The organism is Blautia hydrogenotrophica DSM 10507 (assembly GCF_034356035.1).
GTDB lineage: Bacteria > Bacillota > Clostridia > Lachnospirales > Lachnospiraceae > Blautia_A > Blautia_A hydrogenotrophica.
Map to the genome: position 1 here is coordinate 936,741 of NZ_CP136423.1, position 18,433 is coordinate 955,173.

An 18,433-nucleotide genomic window follows, 5' to 3' on the forward strand; every position below is an offset into this window, starting at 1 on the left:
ATGAACTATCAGAAAAATGATATTCTTTGCCTGAGAATCACCGATATGGGAAATGACGGTGAGGGGATTGGGAAGACAGAAGACGGGTACACTTTGTTTGTCAAAGATGCGGTGATTGGCGACAAAGTGCAAGTTAAAATTATCAAGGCGAAAAAAAGCTATGGCTATGGTCGGTTGATGGAAGTGTTGGAGCCTTCTCCGGATCGGGTGGAACCTTTGTGTCCGCAGGCTAGGCCCTGCGGAGGCTGTCAGCTTCAAGCTTTGTCTTATGAGAAGCAACTAGAATATAAACAGAACAGGGTGAAAAGTCACCTGGAGAGAATCGGCGGGTTTTCTGACATCCCTATGGAGCCGATTATTGGAATGGAAGAGCCTTATTACTATCGCAATAAGGCTCAATTTCCTGTAGGAAGAAATAAAGAAGGAAGAATTGTCACGGGCTTTTATGCGGGCCGTACACACAGCATTGTGGAAACCCGCAGGTGTTACTTGGGAGTTTTGGGAAATGAAGAGATCTTAAATCGGGTGATCGACTGGATGGAAGAAAATCAAGTGGAACCCTATGATGAAAAGAGCGGTTCTGGCTTAGTACGCCATATCTTGATTCGCTATGGTTTTTCCAGTGGTGAGTGGATGGTCTGTCTCGTGATAAATGGAGACAAGCTGCCTGCTAAGGAAAGACTAATCCGCACGCTCATCGAAATAAATGGGATGACCAGTATTACAGCGAATGTGAATACCAGGAGAGACAATGTGATTCTGGGCGAGAAGATTTTGCCAGTCTGGGGCCAGACTTATATTACCGACCAGATCGGGGAGGTATCTTATGAGATTTCTCCACTGTCTTTTTATCAGGTAAACCCCTTGCAGACCCGTAAGCTATATGAAAAAGCGTTGGAGTATGCCAAGCTGCAAGGCAATGAGGTTGTCTGGGACTTGTATTGCGGAATTGGTACGATCTCTCTTTTTCTGGCTCAGAAAGCGAAAAAAGTCTACGGTGTGGAGATTGTGCCGGATGCCGTCAGAGACGCCAAACGGAATGCGAAGATCAACGGTATGAAGAATGTGGAGTTTTTCGTGGGAAAGGCAGAGGAAATTCTGCCGAAGAAGCGTAAAAGTGAAGGGGTGTATGCGGATGTCATTGTGGTGGATCCGCCCCGGAAAGGCTGCGACAGGGCTTTGTTAGATACCATCCTGGAAATGGGACCAAGACGTGTGGTGTATGTTAGTTGCGACAGCGCGACCTTAGCCAGAGATTTGAAGTATCTGTGCGGAGATGGAGGGTATCGGCTGGAGAAGGTGTGCCCGGTTGACCAATTTGGGATGACGGTGCATGTGGAGACAATCTGCCTTTTAGAACGCAAATAAACGGATTTTCGGGCTTCTTATGCGGTGATTCAGTTTATTTGCCACCTGCAAAATAAAATTGAGCAGAAAATCAAAGAAAGCGGCTGAACGCTCTAAACTGATATGAGGAGTGTACGGCCGCGTTTTCTTTGTGAGGACATTTCTCAATTCATGGTGAATAACCTTTGCACGGTATTTGAAAGAATCCGGGGTTACGAGCTACCCGTTGTCTTTCACACATATCATGTTTTTTGAAATCAATATCTTCGTTCAGATCAATGGCAAAGGAAATCCGTGCCAACGCCCCGAAGGATACCGGAGATTATAGTGAAAGCTGGGTGGTGAAGAGGGTCCGGAAGACATCCAGTAGTCTGCCGGCTGGCACATCTTTTGGAATATGGTCAGCAAAGAGGAACGGCAAAGACCGCATCACTCTGGCCAGGGAGCTTCCCGTTGGGCCAGGTTGAAATCTGGTGTTGGTTAGATCTTGCTGGACTATGCGAAGAAAACTTGATATAGAGAATGATTGAAAATCCTGCATATGGCTGATCTGGAAAGATTGGCTGTATGCGGAATTTTTTTATATCAACAGCCGATGAATTCTGTGAACGGAACCGTAGAAAGAATTTGAATCTCATGGTATGATACAGCATATGGATTCTTTTTGTAAGATGGGGAAGACTTCCGCCCCTATGGGCGGTGAGCAAGAAATTAGTATTAGTGGCGAGTGTCAATTCCCCATCTAATAAACGCTCCGCCAGAATGCGCAGGGATTTAAAGATGAACGATGTCGGCTAATACCGACCCGAATCCCACGCCAAGACTCGCTCGCGAGTCTTGAACTTCAGATAGATTTATGAGAGAGAATTTGGGAAAATATTTTTGCAGTTTGAAAAAATGAAAAGATAGGGCGGAGAAACCAGTGGATAAAAAAGACAATAAGAATCAGTATATAATCCGTAATCTGCGTCATGATGAGATTGGATTGTGGGAGGATTTCCTTTCTGAGGCCATATATGTTCCAGAGAGAGTAAAGCCTCCTGCAAAAGAGATTATAGAGCTGCCTGAACGGAAGCTTTATATCGAAGAGTTTGGAATAAGACCAGGGGATAATTGTCTGGTTGCCGATTTTGGCGGCAAGGCTATAGGGGCAGTTTGGGCGAGAATTATGGATGACTATGGGCATGTAGATGATGAGACGCCGTTCATTGCCATCTCATTATACAGAGAATATAGAGGTCAAGGAATTGGATCCCGAATGATGCGGGAGATGCTAGAACAGCTGAAGGCACAAGGATATAAAAGAGCGTCACTGTCCGTACAGAAGACAAATTACGCAGTAAAAATGTATAGAAAACTCGGATTTGCAATAGTGGATGAAAACGAAGAAGAATATATCATGGTATGCGAATTACAGGGAGGTGCCAAGATATGATTTTGAAACAGAGAGACTGCTTCTACGCCCATGGGAGGAGAAAGACACAGAGGATTTATACCGATATGCAAGCCATCCTGATGTGGGCCTATAGCTCGATGGTCTGTTTATACAAGTGTGGAAAACAGCCGAGAAATATCTTGGAAATTCCTTCTACACTTGAGACTGATGCAGTGGCTTGACTCTCAAATATCATCATTATATTGCGGCGTCGACGGTGCGTTTATGGGGCTTGATGAGATTGAAAATATGGGATATGAAGAATGTGATTATTCTGTTGAAAAATTGAAAAACAATACCGTTTTTATGCAGGCACCCAGTTAGTTTGATGAGTAAATGATTCTGATATCAATCTGGATTGAATATGAAAAGATAAGGCTGTCAGAATACTGGCGATGATATGAAACCGAAACAGAGGATAGCTGGCCAGTATTTTCTGATAATGTTAAAATGTACATGACATACAGTTGTCGTGTTTGAACTGTTATGATATAGGCAGGTGGAGCAAATGAAGACAGACAGGCTGATCGGTATTTTATCCGTTCTTTTGCAGAAAGAAAAGTGTACAGCGCCGGAACTGGCAGAGAAATTTGAGGTTTCCAGAAGAACGATAAATCGGGATATAGAGGCATTGTGCAAAGCAGGGATTCCAGTCTGCACGGTACAGGGAGCCAAGGGAGGCATCCGTATCATGGAAGGGTATCGGATAGACCGAACTCTTCTGACTTCCAGGGACATGCAGATGATTTTGACGGGGCTACGGAGTCTGGACAGCGTCAGTGGGAGCAGTTATTACATGCAGCTGATGGAAAAGCTGCAGGCTGGGGCATCGGATTTTGTCAGCGGCAGGGATTCTATGCTGATTGATCTGTCATCCTGGTATAAGGAGTCTCTTGCGCCGAAAATTTCTTTGATTCAGGAAGCCATTGAAGAACACAGCCAGATTGCTTTTCACTATTTTGCTCCCGGTGGCGAGAGTGTTCGAATGGTAGAACCTTATTATCTGATTTTTAAATGGTCTAGCTGGTATGTCTGGGGATGGTGCCGGAAAAGAGAGGATTTTCGTATGTTCAAACTGAACCGGATGGAGGATCTGAAAAAGACGGAGAGAAAATTTGTCCCAAAACAGGTACCCATGCCTGATCTTTCTAATGAGAGAATTTTTCCGGCAAATATCCGGGTAAAGGTTCATTTTGAGCCAGATGCAAAATGGCGGCTGGTGGAAGAGTTTGGTCCTCACTGTTTCAAAGAGCAGAAAGATGGACGGTTACTGTTTGAGATGGATTATACCGATGAAAGTTCCCTGATAGGCTGGTTGCTGACTTTCGGGGAAAAGGCCAAGGTGCTGGAGCCGGCTGAAGTAAGGGAAAAACTGCTGAAAACGGCGGAAAGCATTGCGTCTATTTACCGAAAAGAGGACAGAGGTTAAACAGGAAAAAGACAGGAGGAAGATTTATGGCGCAAAAGGAACTGGCGCTTTATGTCGCAGAACAGCTGGCTCCGTTGGGAGAAATCCGATACATACCCATGATGGGCGGCTGGCTGTTTTACTATCGTGAAAAGTTGATCGGCGGGATATATGGCGATGGGTTCGCCGTAAAAGACACTTCTGTTTCCAGGCGGTTTATGCCGGAGTGTCGGGAAGAGGTGTGGACGGATACTCCGGCGGCGCTGCTTCCTTGTACGATTTTGGAAGACAGCGGGAAGCTATGCCAGATGGTCAGAGAAATGTATTCGGAACTTCCGGAGCCAAAGGCAAAGAAAACCAGGAAAAGAAGGAGAACGACAAATGGCATTTGATTATAAAAAAGAATACAGAGAATTTTATCTTCCGAGTAAGAAACCGCAGCTTGTGGAGATCCCGAAGATGAAGTATATTGCGGTCCGGGGGAAAGGGAATCCCAATGAAGAAGGCGGAGCATATAAGGAATCGATTGGGCTTTTGTATGGAATTGCGTTTACCATTAAGATGAGTAAAAAAAGCAGTCACGAAATTCAGGGATATTTTGACTATGTGGTGCCTCCTCTGGAAGGCTTTTGGCAGCAGGAGGGCATAGAAGGAATTGACTATGAAAGAAAGGAAAAATTTCAGTGGATTTCCGTAATCCGCTTACCGGATTTTGTAAAGAAGCAGGACTTTGACTGGGCGGTTCAGGAGGCAGAGAGGAAAAAGAAGCAAGATTTTTCAAAGGTGGAGTTTGTTACAGTTGAAGAGGGTTTGTGTGTTCAGTGTATGCATATGGGCGCTTTTGACGAAGAACCCCGGACCATTGCTCTGATGGATGCTTTTCTCAGAGAAAATGGATATGAAAATGATTTTTCCAATGGCCGGATGCATCATGAAATCTATCTCTCGGATGCCAGGCGCGTCCCGCAGGAAAAGTGGAGGACGGTGATCCGCCATCCGGTAAGGAAGAGGTGATGCGGGAGTGACATAAAATGTATTTGCTGATGCCAGAGGAAGTCTGTCTGCGGACAATGAGGACATTTATAGGGACTGTATTTATCAGATGGGGAAGACTCCCACCTCTATAGGCGGTGAGCAAGAAATTAGTATCAGGGGCAGGCGTCAATCTCCCATCTAATAAACGTTCCGCGAGGATGCGCAGGGATTCAAAGATGAATGATGTCGGCTAGTGCTGACCCGAATCCCGCGCTAAGACTTGCGAGTGAGTCTTGAAAGTGACAGTCGAAGCAAATGTTATGTTTTCCCCCATCCCTTTGAGGACGTTGGATAAAGCAGAAGACACCGGCTTTTCTGGACCGACTTTGGAATTTTTCGATTCAGCAGATTGTCTAAAAGAGGTTTCTCTGTTATACTTATCTTGTATGCACAAATAAAATACAGGAAGGGGTATGCTGTTTGAAAAACAACGGATGTGCTATTGTATCAAGCCGGGAGGCTTGCGTACAATAACCCGGCAAACCTCCCAGAGGATTTGGATACATCAAAGACTTTCAGGAGGAAAATTCAATGAACCGTGAGAACAAACGAAAAAAATACGAGAAACATTATTATAAAAATCATGCCTGCACCGATTCTTTTACCTGTAAGGTGTGCGGGCGCCTAGTTGTTCCGCAAGGAGCAGGATCCGGACACAGGAACCACTGCCCGAATTGTCTGAGCAGCCAGCATCTGGATAATGAACCTGGGGACAGGGAAGCAGACTGCGGAGGAGTCATGGAGCCAGTTGCTGTATGGGTAAGAAAAAATGGCGAATGGGCCCTCATACACCGGTGCCGTATCTGTGGAAAACTGTCATCCAACCGGGTGGCAGCGGATGATAACCCGATGAAACTTATGGCGATTGCCATGAAGCCATTGTGTGAACCGCCGTTCCCGGTGGAGCGCATTGAGGAACTGACCGCCCTTATGGGAGGTGACGGCAGCTTAAAATATTGACGATGGAAAGTAGGCAGGGAACAGATGATATTAAGGCGTGGATGGGGAAGATTGAGGCATCAAAAAAGATGAAAGTGATGAAAGCTTTCACAGAAAGTATGGTGAAGCACTGCCTGGTCAGGAAAAGCTACATGGAAAAGAGGTAGAGCAAAACGCTGTCCAATATACGCAAAAACCTCAAAATCAAAGAAAGCGGTTGAACACTCTGAAGGAATCTGAGGAGTGTTCAACCGCTTTCTTTGTAAAAATATTGGTTTCCTAAACATGTTAGTCGCGGATTTCTGTATGATTTCTGTGGGGGCAGGAATAAGCCTGTGAAGGCTTTATGCGGATGGCACAAGCGGTAAGAAAAAAGAGATTGGCTGGCTTATTACAGGCTATATACCACAATATCAGATCACTTCTCTGTCAAGAGGCGGCAGCGGCAAGCAGCTGTAAAAGATCATTTCTGGAAGAATTTCTTCCGGAAGATGGAGAAACGAAAAGCCCCCAATGTGTGATTCCAAGATATTAAATTTAACAGCCTGTTCTTAGAAAGGCACTGTCCAGTTTTATGTATATTTAATCCTATGTAGGCTTTTGTTCCGTCTGAGATCAGAATGGAGATAGAAAAGTTATGAGAGTCTGCATTTCTCTATTGACTGGGTATGGCGAAAAATATGGTGCCACGTTTGTGACCATGGCCAGTGAGATCAATGAGCTGGGAATCCACTATCTGTCATATGAAAAATCCTATTATGGAATGATTGGTAGTACAGTTTTGCTTGCAATAGGTGATGAAATTGTGCAATTTAAAGGATATACTAAGAAGAAAGATAAAGATTTTGTGATGGAGGTAAATTGTACTGCCAGACTCCACATAGGGAAGAAGCGAAAGAGTTTAAGATTGATTTCATGAAAGATGCATATGCATAAAGGAAGTTTCAGAGTTGGATGAGATGGCTGGCAGTCATGAGTGTTAGTAAAGTGGCTATTAAGAGGGACAAGGAATAAAATTTTATGTATCTTATGGCCGCTGAAAAAACCACATAATCGTGACGTTATCCGCGGACAAAAACAAAGGGGCCTCCGTGGTAAATTAGGAGCAGGCTGGACCCCGCAGGGATATTTACCGGGATTTGTGGGAGTGGAAAGAGGCCCCTTAGACTTATAATGCTGGGTCAAGCCGGCGCTCCTGGCTGCCCAGATTTTCTCCCCGGTGTGAGAGAGTTTATAAGAGATATTCGCCGATTATTCTAGCGATATTCACGATATCGCTTTCACCAGTGAACTCAAATTTAACTAATCCAATACCGCTGTAGTACAGGTCAAGCTCACTGTCCAAATCCAAAATACCAGCGGTTTCCACTGAAAAAAGCTGGATTTTTGAGTAGGGAAGAGTTGTGAAATCCTTCTTCTTCCCGGTAACACCTTGAACGTTAACAGCGATTGCCCGCTTGTTAGTGAAGATAATGTAATCGCGGATTGCCTGGTACTCGCCAATAAAGATCTCACCGGGTACAAAAAGTGGGGCGATCACTTTTTCGTTGTTAAATTTCCCGGTTCTTTTTAATTTGAATACGCTTCCATTTTTAAAATCAATCATTTTTTTCCTCCTTAAACTGTTTTATGGGAACGCCAGTAGTGAATCTGTCTTTGAATATGATTTTATTCCTCACAGGCAGATGCAATTATTATAGCAGATAAAAGCTTTGCACTGTAATTTTCTTAGTACACACCTTAATGGGGGCGCGGCACATGGCGATGGGAAAAGAGCACCTTTGAAATGGTTTAGACAAAAGTCTTGACACATTTTTAGAAGCTTTTGTCTTTGAAAGCGGAGTATGGGGGAGTAAGGTACGGCTTTTCAAAAGCCGCTGTGAAAGGCCGTTTTGTCATGGCGGCTGCACACCTTCCTTGTGGGAGCTGATGGGACAGAAAGAAAAAATCCGTTCCCAGTGTGACAATATCACAGAAAACAGAGAAAAAATCAGGTATAGTTGAGCCATAGAAAAAAAGGAGGTGCTCAGTATGAGATTAAAGAATAAAGTTGCCATTATCACCGGAGGAAGTCGTGGAATCGGATTTGCCACTGCAGATAAGTTTTTGAGTGAAGGAGCTATTGTAATCATAACTGCAAGTTCTCAGAAATCTGCGGACCAAGCGGTTGAAAAATTAAGAGAAAAATATCCGGAGGCGACTGTGGCGGGAATCAGCCCGAATCTGGCCAGTTTAGAATCAGTCCGCGAAATGTTTAAGAGAGCTACAGAGAAGTATGGCTGTGTGGACATCCTGGTAAACAACGCAGGTGTTTCCGAGAGCACTCCATTTATGGAATACACAGAGGAGACTTTTGATAAAGTCATGGATTTGAATGTGAAAGGGGTCTTTAATGCTACCCGGGCAGCAGCAGAGTGTATGGTTGCCAGGGGAAGCGGAGTGATTCTTTCCACCTCATCTATGGTGAGCATTTCTGGCCAGCCCAGCGGTTTTGCATATCCTGCGTCTAAGTTTGCGGTGAACGGGCTGACAGTATCTTTGGCACGAGAACTAGGGCCAAAGGGTATCCGGGTAAACGCTGTGGCTCCTGGCATCACACAGACAGACATGATGAAAGCGGTTCCCAAAGAAGTTCTGGAACCACTGACTGCAAACATTCCCCTGCGCCGTCTGGGAAGGCCGGAGGATATCGCCAATGCCTTCATATTTTTGGCTTCTGAAGAGGCTTCGTATATTACTGGGGTTGTACTGAGTGTAGATGGGATGGCAAGAGCTTGATTGTGCATTGTGGCAGGGCAGCTGTGTCTGCCCTGCCTTTTCCAAAATCATCTGTTATATTCCGATGTATGGTTCTAAATGATGTTATTGATTCGCTATGTCGTATTTTTCTATATACGGTATGTTTTCTATATACAGCCAACGTTCGATAAAAGTTGGATTACTGCAAACAGACACTCGTCGTCAAAGGCAGTGTATCGCGCATAAGAACTTGGAAAATATTTTTCATAAGTATTGATAAATTCTAAGTGTTCAAGGGGGCTCCCGATTTCTTCAGAGTGTCCCTCAATCTGTATGTTGTCGATACAGGGGAAAACATTTGGATTTTCTTTTAGCTGGCTGTATTTTCTGAGTGTCTTATCTGTTTGAAAATACAGTTTTTTACCATAAAACTATAATGCTCATCATTCTGGATGTGACGACGTCATTTCTGGATGTTGACAACACCATTTTTTTATTTTCCCCTAATTCTTTGTAAAAATTAGAATAGGCTTCTTGAAATTCCATTTTGTACCATTCAGTTGTCTGAGTTGCTGTATAGTTTCTGTAATTCATTTTTGGAAGGAGCCTCCGACAGAAATTCCCTGAGTATACAAGATCATGCACGATTATGTCCCCTTGCACATCCAGAGTGGGATATTTGTTTATGTACCAGTCTTTGTAAATTCCTCACATCTTAGAAACTTTTCTGACAGTGTTTGCCGTTCTTATCGTCAATTTGTGGCTGACGGACGCGCTTGCCGTCTTTGACCACCAGTTTGTCTTTTGATAATCTTTTCGGCTGAAAGACCAGAACACTGCGTTCTTATAGTGTTCAATTTTTTCAAAGGCCTCTTTGGGCTCGCCGATCTCAAGGAACACCTCGCTGAAGGTGGCCGGAGGCAGGATGAAAATCAAATTGTCATAGATTTCTTTGGCCCCGCTTCCCCACCAGTCAGGCGCGTTGTGTAAAAGAGTATGGAGTTCTTCTTTTGATATAACGAAAACAGGGATGTCAAAGCCAAATTGCTTTTTAATCGTGGATTCTATTTGGCCTGTCAGCTTGTCCAGGTGATCTTCGTCGCTGGAAAAAATTACATTTCCGCTGTTCAGGTATGTTTTTACCTGCGAAAAATTCTGATTTTCAAAGCTTTTTTTCAGTTCAGCCATGGGAATTTTATTTTTTCCGCTTATGTTAATGCCACGTAAAAATGCGATATATCTTCTCATAATGATACTCCTTTGCCTGAGGTCGGTTCTATCTTTTCGGCAAATGAATTATACCATTTTATCACAGGGGTAACAATGAAATTTCGCATTTCTTTGGGAAGCCTTTAGGGTGTGCATTTTCTCTGGAATGTTCCTGCTTTTATCTCTGAAGAGTAAAAAGGGACTGACAGCGTGACTATTTTTGTGGCGTGTGGAATTTGCCGAATGCCAGGGAAGAGACCACGAAAAAGTAATGTGACAAGATCACGGAAAGATATGAAAAAATTGGTTATAGTAATATCACAGAAGGAAATAAGGAGGGCGACAAGATGTCTATCATTAATATTCATAAAAGTAATTTTCAAAGAGAAGTGATGAACTCAGATAAACCGGTTCTTTTAGATTTTTGGGCTCCCTGGTGTGGCCCATGCCGCAGGGTAACTCCGATTATAGAAGAAATTTCCAATGAACGGTCCGATATCAAGGTGTGTAAGGTCAATGTAGATGAAGAACCGGAATTGGCCGGAGAGTTCGGAATTATGAGCATTCCTACATTAGTAACGGTGAAGAATGGACAGGTTGTCGGTCAAACGGTGGGTGCGAGGCCGAAAAATATGATTTTAGAAATGCTACAAGGAGGTGCAGAAAATGGGACTTTTTGATTTCTTTAGGCAACCAGATATTGACCAGGGGGTAAGAGAGTACCAGGCGGATTCCGGTGCAGTGTTGCTGGATGTACGAACTGGCCAGGAGTACAACGAAGGCCATATTCCCGGCAGTAAAAATATACCGTTGCAGGATATTGGCAAGGTTGCATCTATAATCACGGGGAAAGAGACCCCCTTGTATGTATACTGTCACTCTGGGGCTAGAAGCCGTCAGGCGTTCTTAGCGCTGCAGCGTATGGGATATACCAATGTAGTCAATATCGGCGGAATCGCCTCATATTCAGGAAAGGTGGAAGTATGATATGAAGGTTGTCATTGTAGGTGGAGTGGCGGCAGGAGCGACAGCTGCGGCCCGCATTCGAAGATTAGATGAAAATGCTGAGATTGTGGTGTTTGAGCGATCAGGGTATATTTCCTATGCTAACTGTGGCCTGCCTTATTATATCGGAGGTGTGATCGAAGACCCTGAGGACCTGACTCTTCAGACACCGGAGAGTTTTTATTCCCGGTTTCGGATAAAGATGAAAATACATCATGAAGTTACTGCGATTGACCCCGGTTCTAAGAAGGTATCTGTAAAAAATTTAGAAACTGGGGAAGCGTTTGAAGAGAGCTATGATAAGTTGATTCTTTCACCAGGGGCGAGGGCAGCCCAGCCTGAAATTCCAGGAGTGGGACTTGAAAGGGTATTTACCATGCGCACAGTGGAAGATACTTTTCGCATCAAAGAATATATCAGTCAATATCGGCCGAAATCAGCAGTGCTGGCGGGAGGTGGGTTTATTGGACTGGAATTGGCAGAAAATCTAAGAGAGCTTGGAATGAAAGTTACCATTGTACAGAGACCTAGACAGCTAATGAGTCCTTTTGATTCGGATATGGCCTCTTTCATTCACAATGAAGTGCGCAGGCACGGTGTAGAGCTGAAATTGGGGTATACGGTGGAAGGTTTTGAGGAAAGAGACAGTGGTGTGGACGTACTCTTGAAGGATTCAAAGCCCCTCCATGCGGATATGGTGATTCTTGCGATTGGGGTTGTTCCCGATACCCATCTGGCAAAGGCGGCTGGACTGGAACTGGGAATCAAAGGGAGTATTGTGGTCAATGAAAGAATGGAGACTTCTGTTTCGGATATCTATGCGGCGGGAGACGCGGTTCAGGTAAAACACTATGTTACGGGAACGGATGCCTTGATTTCATTGGCAGGACCTGCCAATAAACAGGGGAGAATTATCGCGGACAATATCTGCGGCGGCGACAGCTGTTATTTAGGCTCTCAGGGCAGTTCTGTCATCAAGGTTTTTGATCTGACCGCGGCTGTCACAGGCATCAATGAGACTAACGCAAAAAAAGCAGGACTGGATACGGACACGGTGATTTTATCTCCTATGAACCATGCCGGTTATTACCCGGGAGGCAAAGTAATGACCATAAAATTGGTCTTTGAAAAGGAGACTTACCGATTGCTGGGAGCGCAGATTGTGGGTTATGAAGGGGTTGACAAACGGATAGATGTGCTGGCTGTTTCCATCCATGCTGGTCTGAAAGCTACGCAGCTCAAAGATTTAGAACTTGCCTATGCTCCTCCATATTCCTCAGCAAAAGACCCAGTCAATATGGCAGGGTTTATGGTTGACAATATATCCAAAGGTAGGCTGAAGCAATGGCATTTGGAAGAGGCCGCTTTGCTGCCACGTGATGGCAGCGCAGTACTGCTGGATACCAGGACCGCAGAGGAATTTGCCAGGGGCCATATCGACGGGTTCCAGAATATTCCGGTGGACGAGCTGAGGGAGCGTCTGGGAGAGATTGAGAGAGACAAGCCCGTCTATGTAATCTGCCAAAGCGGCCTGCGAAGCTATATAGCTGTCCGGATTCTGGAGGGAAACGGCTATGAAGCCTATAATTTTTCAGGAGGATTCCGTTTCTACGACGCGGTGATGAATGACCGCTGCCTGATCGAGACGGCGGCCGCCTGCGGAATGGACGGGTAGAAGGTTTTGAGAAAGCTTTTAGGGCTGTTTTGCCGCTGCGAATCAGGAGACATTTTAATGAGTATAAAGAAAAGACGGAAAAGGGCTGTTGTAGATGAGAAAACATGCGTTGCTTGTGGGTGTTGTGTGAAGGTATGCCCGAAAAAGGCAATCGAAGTTATCAGAGGAATCACAGCGAGGGTGAATGCGGAAAAATGTGTCGGATGCGGTAAATGTAAGAAGGAATGTCCGGCTTCAGTCATTGAAATCCAGGAGGCGGCAGTATGAAGAGAAAGTGGTATGATTATCTGTGGATTTTGTCACTGACATATCTGGCTTTGGGATTCTTTAATATTCTTTTTGCATGGCTGGGGCTGCTTTGCTTTTTTATTCCTATTTTGATTTCTGTCACAGTGGGAACCAAGGGGTATTGTAATCGGTATTGCGGCAGAGGGCAGCTGTTTTCACTTCTGGGCGGGAGATTTGGATTTTCACGCAAAAAGGATATCCCGAAATGGATGAAGAGCAGAGGATTTCGGTATGGTTTTCTGGTATTTTTCTTTCTTATGTTTTTCCAGATGCTTTGGAATACATATTTAGTATTTGCGGGAACTCAGGATTTAAGACAGATGGTTACTCTGCTGTGGACCTTTCAGGTACCGTGGCACTGGGCATATCATGGTACCTTGTTTCATGCCGGTGCGGCTCAGTTTGCTTTTGGTTTTTACAGTGTGATGCTGACTTCTACTGTGCTGGGAATTGTTACAATGATCCTGTTCAAGCCGCGAAGCTGGTGTGTTTACTGTCCTATGGGAACAATGACCCAATTAATCTGCAAGGTGAAGAATAGAAAACTATAAAATATAAGAAACACATGACCGCATTGCGGCGGAGATGAAAATGCTGCTGATGCAGCTCGCCGCAGGCGGAGCAGGATTCTTTTTTATGGGTTCTGTAATTGTTCTAGTTTTTTTCTGTCCAAAATCACAATAGTACCGCGGGAGAGCTGGACGATGCCCTCATTTTGAAAATACCGGAGCATTCTGGTTATGACTTCCCTGTGAGATCCCAAGTGTTTCGCGATGGTCTCATGGGTGATTTTCAGTTCACTGGCTTGTTCGATGGAAGACTCCTCCAGAAGAAAGGCTGCCACACGTTTGTCCAGACTCTTCCACAGAATTTGTTCCAGAAGCCACATGACATCGGAAAACCGGCTGGCCATCAGCTCATTGGTGTAGTTCGCCACGGGCGCGGACTGTTCCATGATGTTTTTGTAGACCTCTGCCGGTATGACCCAAAGCTCCGTATCTTTTTCAGCTTCAATAATTACTTCAAATTGGATAGAACGCATGATGCAGGAGGCAGAGAGCAGACATATATCCATATCGAATAGGCGGTAGATTGTGATCTCCCGCCCTTCGTCAGACAGAATGTAAGCTCGAAGCTGCCCTGATTTAATGAGAAACAGCCCTGCACAGTCTGCGTTTCCATTGTGAAGAAGCGTTCCTTTTTTGACTTTTTGGGCGTTCAGGCTGCCGAGTATTTGATTTTTTTGAATCGTATTCAGTTGATTCCATACTGGAAAAATATTTTGAAAATCCATATCAATCCCTGCCTTTTGATACAATCAGTATAGTTTGCTTTAGAGCAGATGTCAATCACAAGTCCGTTGTCTGGACAGGCACGTATATTAAAAATATATTGTTGTTTGTGCTGTTTACAGTGGTCTGCCGAAATTTATTTCGATTGTCTGCGGCGATGAAAGTGAATTTTTTCAGATGGTATTGTCAGAAAGACGGGTTGAAAGTATAATGTCTGTATTGAAGAGACATTTATTTGTTCGAGAGATTAGAGCATTTTTTTCGGAGGTGGAACAAAGTGGCAGGGATTAAGGATGTGGCCAAGAGAGCGCGTGTCGGTGTGGGGACAGTATCCCGGATGCTGAACGATAGCGGCTATGTGGCTGAGGGAACCAGGGAAAAGATTGAGATTGCTATGAAAGAACTGAATTATACTCCCAATGAACTTGCCAGAAATCTATATCATAAGCGGACAGGGATTATTGCGGTTCTTGTCCCGAATGTGTCGAATCCTTTTTTCTCAGAGTTTGTCGATCACGTGGAGGCTGAGCTATACGAAACCGGATTTAAGATGATGCTCTGCAATGCGGCAAAGGCATGCAGCGCAGAGCGCGAGTATCTGGATATGCTGAATCGTCACATTGTGGATGGGGTGATTACAGGAGTCCACTCTCTGGATGTGGAAGAGTACAAAAAGATTCATAAGCCTATTGTAGCCTTGGATAGATATCTGGGAGAGCATATTCCAGTGGTAGCAGTCGACCATAAGGAAGGTGGTCGTTTGGCAGCAGAGACACTGATTGATTGTGGATGCAGAAAAATTCTGCATTTTAAAGGTGCGACAGCGGTGAAATCCCCCTATCATGACAGGCACTATGAGTTTGAGCGTGTTATGAAGAAGAATCAGGTAGAAACCTATTCATATGAACTGGAATGGAATCGTTTTGATTCTGAGTATTATCGAGAAGTCGTCGCAGATGTGTTTTCGAAAGAAATTGATTTCGACGGTGTATTTGCGGTAGACGAATTGGCCATTGAATGTATGAATGAGGCGATACGGAGACATTTCAAAGTGCCCCGGGACGTGAAGTTTGTCGCTTATGACGGGACTTTTATCACGGAGATGGTGGAGCCTAAGATGACGGCTGTTGTACAGCCGATTGCCAGCCTTGCAAAAGAGTCTGTGCGGTTGTTAAATGAGCTGATAGGCGGAAGAGAATATAAAAATAAGCGGGTTGTTCTAGGCGTACAGATCAGAAAGGGAAATACTACAATTTCTTAATGAGAATTGCACAAAATGATATGTATATTATCTGGTATATTGCACAAAGTGTAGAGAAATAAGTAAAAATACATTGACAAACAGGACATAAGTAATATAATGAAATTGTAAAGAGGATTTCTCTTTATTTGTTTTTAAACTTATGTGGAACGCGTTCCACATATTTTTAGAGCAGATATGGAACGCGTTCCACATTTGTTGTGTAAATAAGAAAAGCCTTGTCACGCTAATGCGCGAAAGTCTTTTCCTAATTACACAAACGTTTCGCGTGGATCGCACTGCGGCGGAGTGAAAGATGGCGCTTTGCGCCCCGCCGCAGGCGGAGAATCCTGCAAGCAGGATTCTTTTTTATAAAAGCAGAATATGATGAACCATTCCAAAATATTTAGATAGAAATTTTGGACGGTATTTTGGAAAAGGGACATTATATAAATTCCGTATGCAGCTCCAGCGTGATTTCAGAAGGGCTTCGGGCAGTGAATGAACGTGGACAGACAAGCACTGCTTGCAGTAAAATGAATGTCTGAGAGAGAGATGGGGAATAAATTATGGAAACGGAATCACAACAATTTATAAGACGAAAGGGAGGACAAGAATGAAAAAGAAGATTCTAAGTGTTTTGCTGGCGGCAGCAATGGTGGGAACAATGGCGTCTGGATGCGGTTCAAAGGAAGAAGAGCAGGCACAAAAAGGTGATGGAAACAGCATCACAGTCTTGGTGGAGAGCGGCTCTCCTGCAGAGGCTCTGGCAAAGGAGACAGCGGCAGCTTTTGAGGAAGAGACTGGCTGTGAGGTTGTAGTGGATGCGGTTGCCTATACTGGAATGTATGATAAGCTTTCTACAGAGATCAAGGCAAAACAGGCTGCGCACGATGTGGCATGTATGGATGTGGTATGGCTGGCAGCATTTGCCGATGCCATCGAACCGGTGACTGGGGCAGACACGAGCGATTTTCTTCCGACTTTGGAAGACAGCGGTACGATCGACGGAAATCTTCTTGGATATCCGATGTGGGTAAACTCGAAGATACTGATATACAGAAAAGATCTGATTCCTGAGGAGAAGGTTCCAAAGACCTGGGAAGAGTATCAAAACCTGGCCAAAGAACTGACGACAGAGGAGATGACTGGTACAACGGTATTTGGTAGTGGTTCTGATGGTGTGTGTTCTTTCCTTGACTTCGCCTGCCAAGCTGGTGCAGAGGGGTTGATTTTTGACGAGGATGGCAACGTGAACATTACAGATCAGGCTTATGTGGATGCTCTGAACTTTATGGTGGAGAATGCGAATGCGGATTATACTCCAGACGATTCTCTGTCTACAGCAGCTACAGAGTCTCAGGAGCTGTTTACCAATGGAAAGATTGCAATGCAGCTGAACTGGAGTCATCAGTATCCGGCGGCAGTGGAAGCTCTCGGAGAAGATAAAGTCGGCTGTGCGCCAATGATCGCAGGAGATGCCGGTATCGGAGCGACGACTGGCCCATGGTATGAGTGTGTGATGAAGAGCTCTGAAAATAAAGAGATGGCACAGAAGTATGTGGAGTTCATGTATGACCACAATGCTGACTACATGGATTTGACGCTGAAGATTGCGGGCAGAACTTCCGTATATGAGGAGGCAGCAAAAGAACCGGGCAATGAGCACACTACAGCAGTTTTAGAGACTCTGGGCGCTGAGCAGTCTCAGCCAAGACCTATGGTAAGCACCTGGCCTCAGATTGAAGAAGTTCTGACTGGAGTCGTAGAGTCCTGTCTGGGCGGAGCAGATGTAGAGGAAACTTTGGAGACGGCAAAGACTGAAATTGAGACGATAGGCAAATAATCATAAGAAATGAATTGACAGAGGGCGTTCCAGAAAGCGGCAGCTGACAAAAAGGAAGGCCCTCTATTTGAAGAGGTGGTAAGAGAAGATGAGATTGATTTCGAGAAAAACCTTACTGTTATTCTTTCTGCCGGGCGCCATATTCATGTGTGCGTTTCTTATATATCCGATTATCACAATGGTAATTGACAGTTTCTTTGAAATTGGGCTCACGGGAGATAAAACGTTTATTGGACTGGAAAACTATATCCATGCGTTTACAGCCGGCGGTTTTTTGAAGCAGTTGAAAAATACATTGATTTACATTGTTGTGGCTGTGGGAGTGGAGACGGTGATCGGCCTGCTGTTCGCGCTGTTTTTTGAACTGAATTATAAAGGGAGTAAAGTTGTCCGTTCCCTTATGATGGCGCCTCTTATGATTGCACCACTGGTTGCAGGTCTTACCTGGAAACTGATGATGAGTTCCAGCTTTGGAATTGTCAATGAACTTCTGACAAGAATCGGAATTTTGTCCAGCAGTAGCGATATTCTCTGGCTGGCTGATGAGAGGTGGTCGCTGCTGGCCTGCTGTATTGCAGATATCTGGCTTACAACACCCTTTATGATGCTGATGATACTGGCTGGCCTGCAAGGGCTGGATTCCAGTATGGTAGAGGCGGCCAAAATTGACGGGGCCAATATGTTACAGCAGATTTTCTATGTGAAGCTTCCGGTGATCAAACCGGTTCTGCTCACAGCGTTGTCTGTGAGAATCATAGATGCTGCAAGGACTTTTGATATTATCTGGGCGATGACGGAGGGCGGTCCGAATAGTTCCTCTGAGACAATCAGCATTACGATCTATAAGACACTGACGCGTTATAACGATATCGGTTATGCGAGCTCAATGGCAGTAATCTTTATCGTAGTTTTAGTGATCTTTACACTGGTATTTATGCAGAGCTTATGGAATCCGAAGAAAAAGAACGGCTAGTT

20 protein-coding genes are annotated in these 18,433 nt (G+C 44.6%); 17 read left to right on the forward strand and 3 right to left on the reverse strand.

Annotated features, from left to right (window positions below; all coding sequences use genetic code 11):
- The 8 genes from rlmD to BLHYD_RS04545 all read left to right on the forward strand — a co-directional run bounded on the left by rlmD (position 1) and on the right by BLHYD_RS04545 (position 7,083).
- Positions 1–1,368, forward strand: coding sequence for a 23S rRNA (uracil(1939)-C(5))-methyltransferase RlmD (gene rlmD / locus BLHYD_RS04510; RefSeq protein WP_005949291.1), 1,368 nt, complete (start codon positions 1–3; stop codon positions 1,366–1,368).
- Between the two features lie 901 nt (positions 1,369–2,269).
- A complete protein-coding gene (locus BLHYD_RS04515) occupies positions 2,270–2,782 on the forward strand; it encodes a GNAT family N-acetyltransferase (protein WP_005949295.1) in 513 nt (170 codons plus the stop codon).
- Positions 2,779–2,964, forward strand: coding sequence for a hypothetical protein (locus BLHYD_RS04520; RefSeq protein ID WP_005949296.1), 186 nt, complete (start codon positions 2,779–2,781; stop codon positions 2,962–2,964). The genes BLHYD_RS04515 and BLHYD_RS04520 overlap by 4 nt, the downstream gene beginning before the upstream one ends.
- 326 nt (positions 2,965–3,290) lie before the next feature.
- Positions 3,291–4,211: a helix-turn-helix transcriptional regulator gene (locus BLHYD_RS04525; protein WP_005949300.1), complete on the forward strand. Its 921-nt coding sequence runs from the start codon at positions 3,291–3,293 to the stop codon at positions 4,209–4,211.
- Positions 4,212–4,237: 26 nt separating this feature from the next.
- Positions 4,238–4,582 carry a TfoX/Sxy family protein gene (locus BLHYD_RS04530; RefSeq protein WP_005949301.1) on the forward strand — a complete coding sequence of 115 codons (345 nt, stop codon included), beginning with the start codon at positions 4,238–4,240 and terminating at the stop codon, positions 4,580–4,582.
- Positions 4,572–5,204, forward strand: coding sequence for a GyrI-like domain-containing protein (locus tag BLHYD_RS04535; RefSeq protein WP_005949303.1), 633 nt, complete (start codon positions 4,572–4,574; stop codon positions 5,202–5,204). The genes BLHYD_RS04530 and BLHYD_RS04535 overlap by 11 nt, the downstream gene beginning before the upstream one ends.
- A 552-nt stretch (positions 5,205–5,756) precedes the next feature.
- Positions 5,757–6,185 carry an RNHCP domain-containing protein gene (locus tag BLHYD_RS04540; protein ID WP_005949309.1) on the forward strand — a complete coding sequence of 143 codons (429 nt, stop codon included), beginning with the start codon at positions 5,757–5,759 and terminating at the stop codon, positions 6,183–6,185.
- Positions 6,186–6,801: 616 nt separating this feature from the next.
- A complete protein-coding gene (locus BLHYD_RS04545; RefSeq protein WP_005949315.1) occupies positions 6,802–7,083 on the forward strand; it encodes a hypothetical protein in 282 nt (93 codons plus the stop codon).
- A 312-nt stretch (positions 7,084–7,395) separates the two neighbouring features.
- On the opposite strand, the gene BLHYD_RS04550 is transcribed toward BLHYD_RS04545, so the two are convergent.
- Entirely contained in the window at positions 7,396–7,770 is a 375-nt protein-coding gene (locus tag BLHYD_RS04550) for a PH domain-containing protein (protein WP_005949319.1), read from the reverse strand.
- 425 nt (positions 7,771–8,195) lie between these two features.
- Here BLHYD_RS04550 and BLHYD_RS04555 point away from each other — a divergent pair, with 425 nt between their 5' ends.
- Positions 8,196–8,942, forward strand: coding sequence for an SDR family NAD(P)-dependent oxidoreductase (locus BLHYD_RS04555; protein WP_005949321.1), 747 nt, complete (start codon positions 8,196–8,198; stop codon positions 8,940–8,942).
- A gap of 669 nt (positions 8,943–9,611) precedes the next feature.
- Here the strand turns inward: BLHYD_RS04555 and BLHYD_RS04560 are convergent.
- On the reverse strand, positions 9,612–10,151 hold the full coding sequence (locus BLHYD_RS04560; RefSeq protein WP_005949325.1) for a DUF1697 domain-containing protein: 540 nt from the start codon (positions 10,149–10,151) through the stop codon (positions 9,612–9,614).
- 308 nt (positions 10,152–10,459) lie between these two features.
- Here BLHYD_RS04560 and trxA point away from each other — a divergent pair, with 308 nt between their 5' ends.
- Genes trxA through BLHYD_RS04585 form a run of 5 tightly spaced genes read left to right on the forward strand, consistent with a single transcriptional unit; the run spans position 10,460 to position 13,631 of the window.
- Entirely contained in the window at positions 10,460–10,792 is a 333-nt protein-coding gene (trxA, locus tag BLHYD_RS04565; protein ID WP_005949327.1) for a thioredoxin, read from the forward strand.
- The gene (locus BLHYD_RS04570) at positions 10,779–11,099 is read left to right on the forward strand and encodes a rhodanese-like domain-containing protein (RefSeq protein ID WP_005949329.1); all 321 of its coding nucleotides are present in this window, start codon (positions 10,779–10,781) and stop codon (positions 11,097–11,099) included. The genes trxA and BLHYD_RS04570 overlap by 14 nt, the downstream gene beginning before the upstream one ends.
- Position 11,100: 1 nt before the next feature.
- Entirely contained in the window at positions 11,101–12,792 is a 1,692-nt protein-coding gene (locus tag BLHYD_RS04575; protein WP_005949331.1) for an FAD-dependent oxidoreductase, read from the forward strand.
- 57 nt (positions 12,793–12,849) lie between these two features.
- Positions 12,850–13,059, forward strand: coding sequence for a 4Fe-4S binding protein (locus BLHYD_RS04580; RefSeq protein WP_005949333.1), 210 nt, complete (start codon positions 12,850–12,852; stop codon positions 13,057–13,059).
- Positions 13,056–13,631, forward strand: a complete 576-nt coding sequence (locus BLHYD_RS04585; RefSeq protein WP_005949334.1) for a hypothetical protein — start codon at positions 13,056–13,058, stop codon at positions 13,629–13,631. Before BLHYD_RS04580 ends, BLHYD_RS04585 begins: the two co-directional genes overlap by 4 nt.
- Positions 13,632–13,714: 83 nt before the next feature.
- On the opposite strand, the gene BLHYD_RS04590 is transcribed toward BLHYD_RS04585, so the two are convergent.
- Positions 13,715–14,374, reverse strand: coding sequence for a Crp/Fnr family transcriptional regulator (locus tag BLHYD_RS04590; protein ID WP_005949336.1), 660 nt, complete (start codon positions 14,372–14,374; stop codon positions 13,715–13,717).
- Between the two features lie 275 nt (positions 14,375–14,649).
- On the opposite strand from BLHYD_RS04590, the gene BLHYD_RS04595 reads away from it, so the two are divergent.
- From BLHYD_RS04595 to BLHYD_RS04605, 3 genes are all read left to right on the forward strand, one after another.
- Positions 14,650–15,633 (forward strand): LacI family DNA-binding transcriptional regulator, encoded by a 984-nt coding sequence (locus BLHYD_RS04595; RefSeq protein WP_021845150.1) that lies wholly within the window; start codon positions 14,650–14,652, stop codon positions 15,631–15,633.
- A gap of 595 nt (positions 15,634–16,228) precedes the next feature.
- On the forward strand, positions 16,229–17,458 hold the full coding sequence (locus BLHYD_RS04600; RefSeq protein WP_021845151.1) for an ABC transporter substrate-binding protein: 1,230 nt from the start codon (positions 16,229–16,231) through the stop codon (positions 17,456–17,458).
- Between the two features lie 88 nt (positions 17,459–17,546).
- Positions 17,547–18,431, forward strand: coding sequence for a carbohydrate ABC transporter permease (locus tag BLHYD_RS04605; protein ID WP_005949345.1), 885 nt, complete (start codon positions 17,547–17,549; stop codon positions 18,429–18,431).
- Positions 18,432–18,433: the final 2 nt, after the last annotated feature.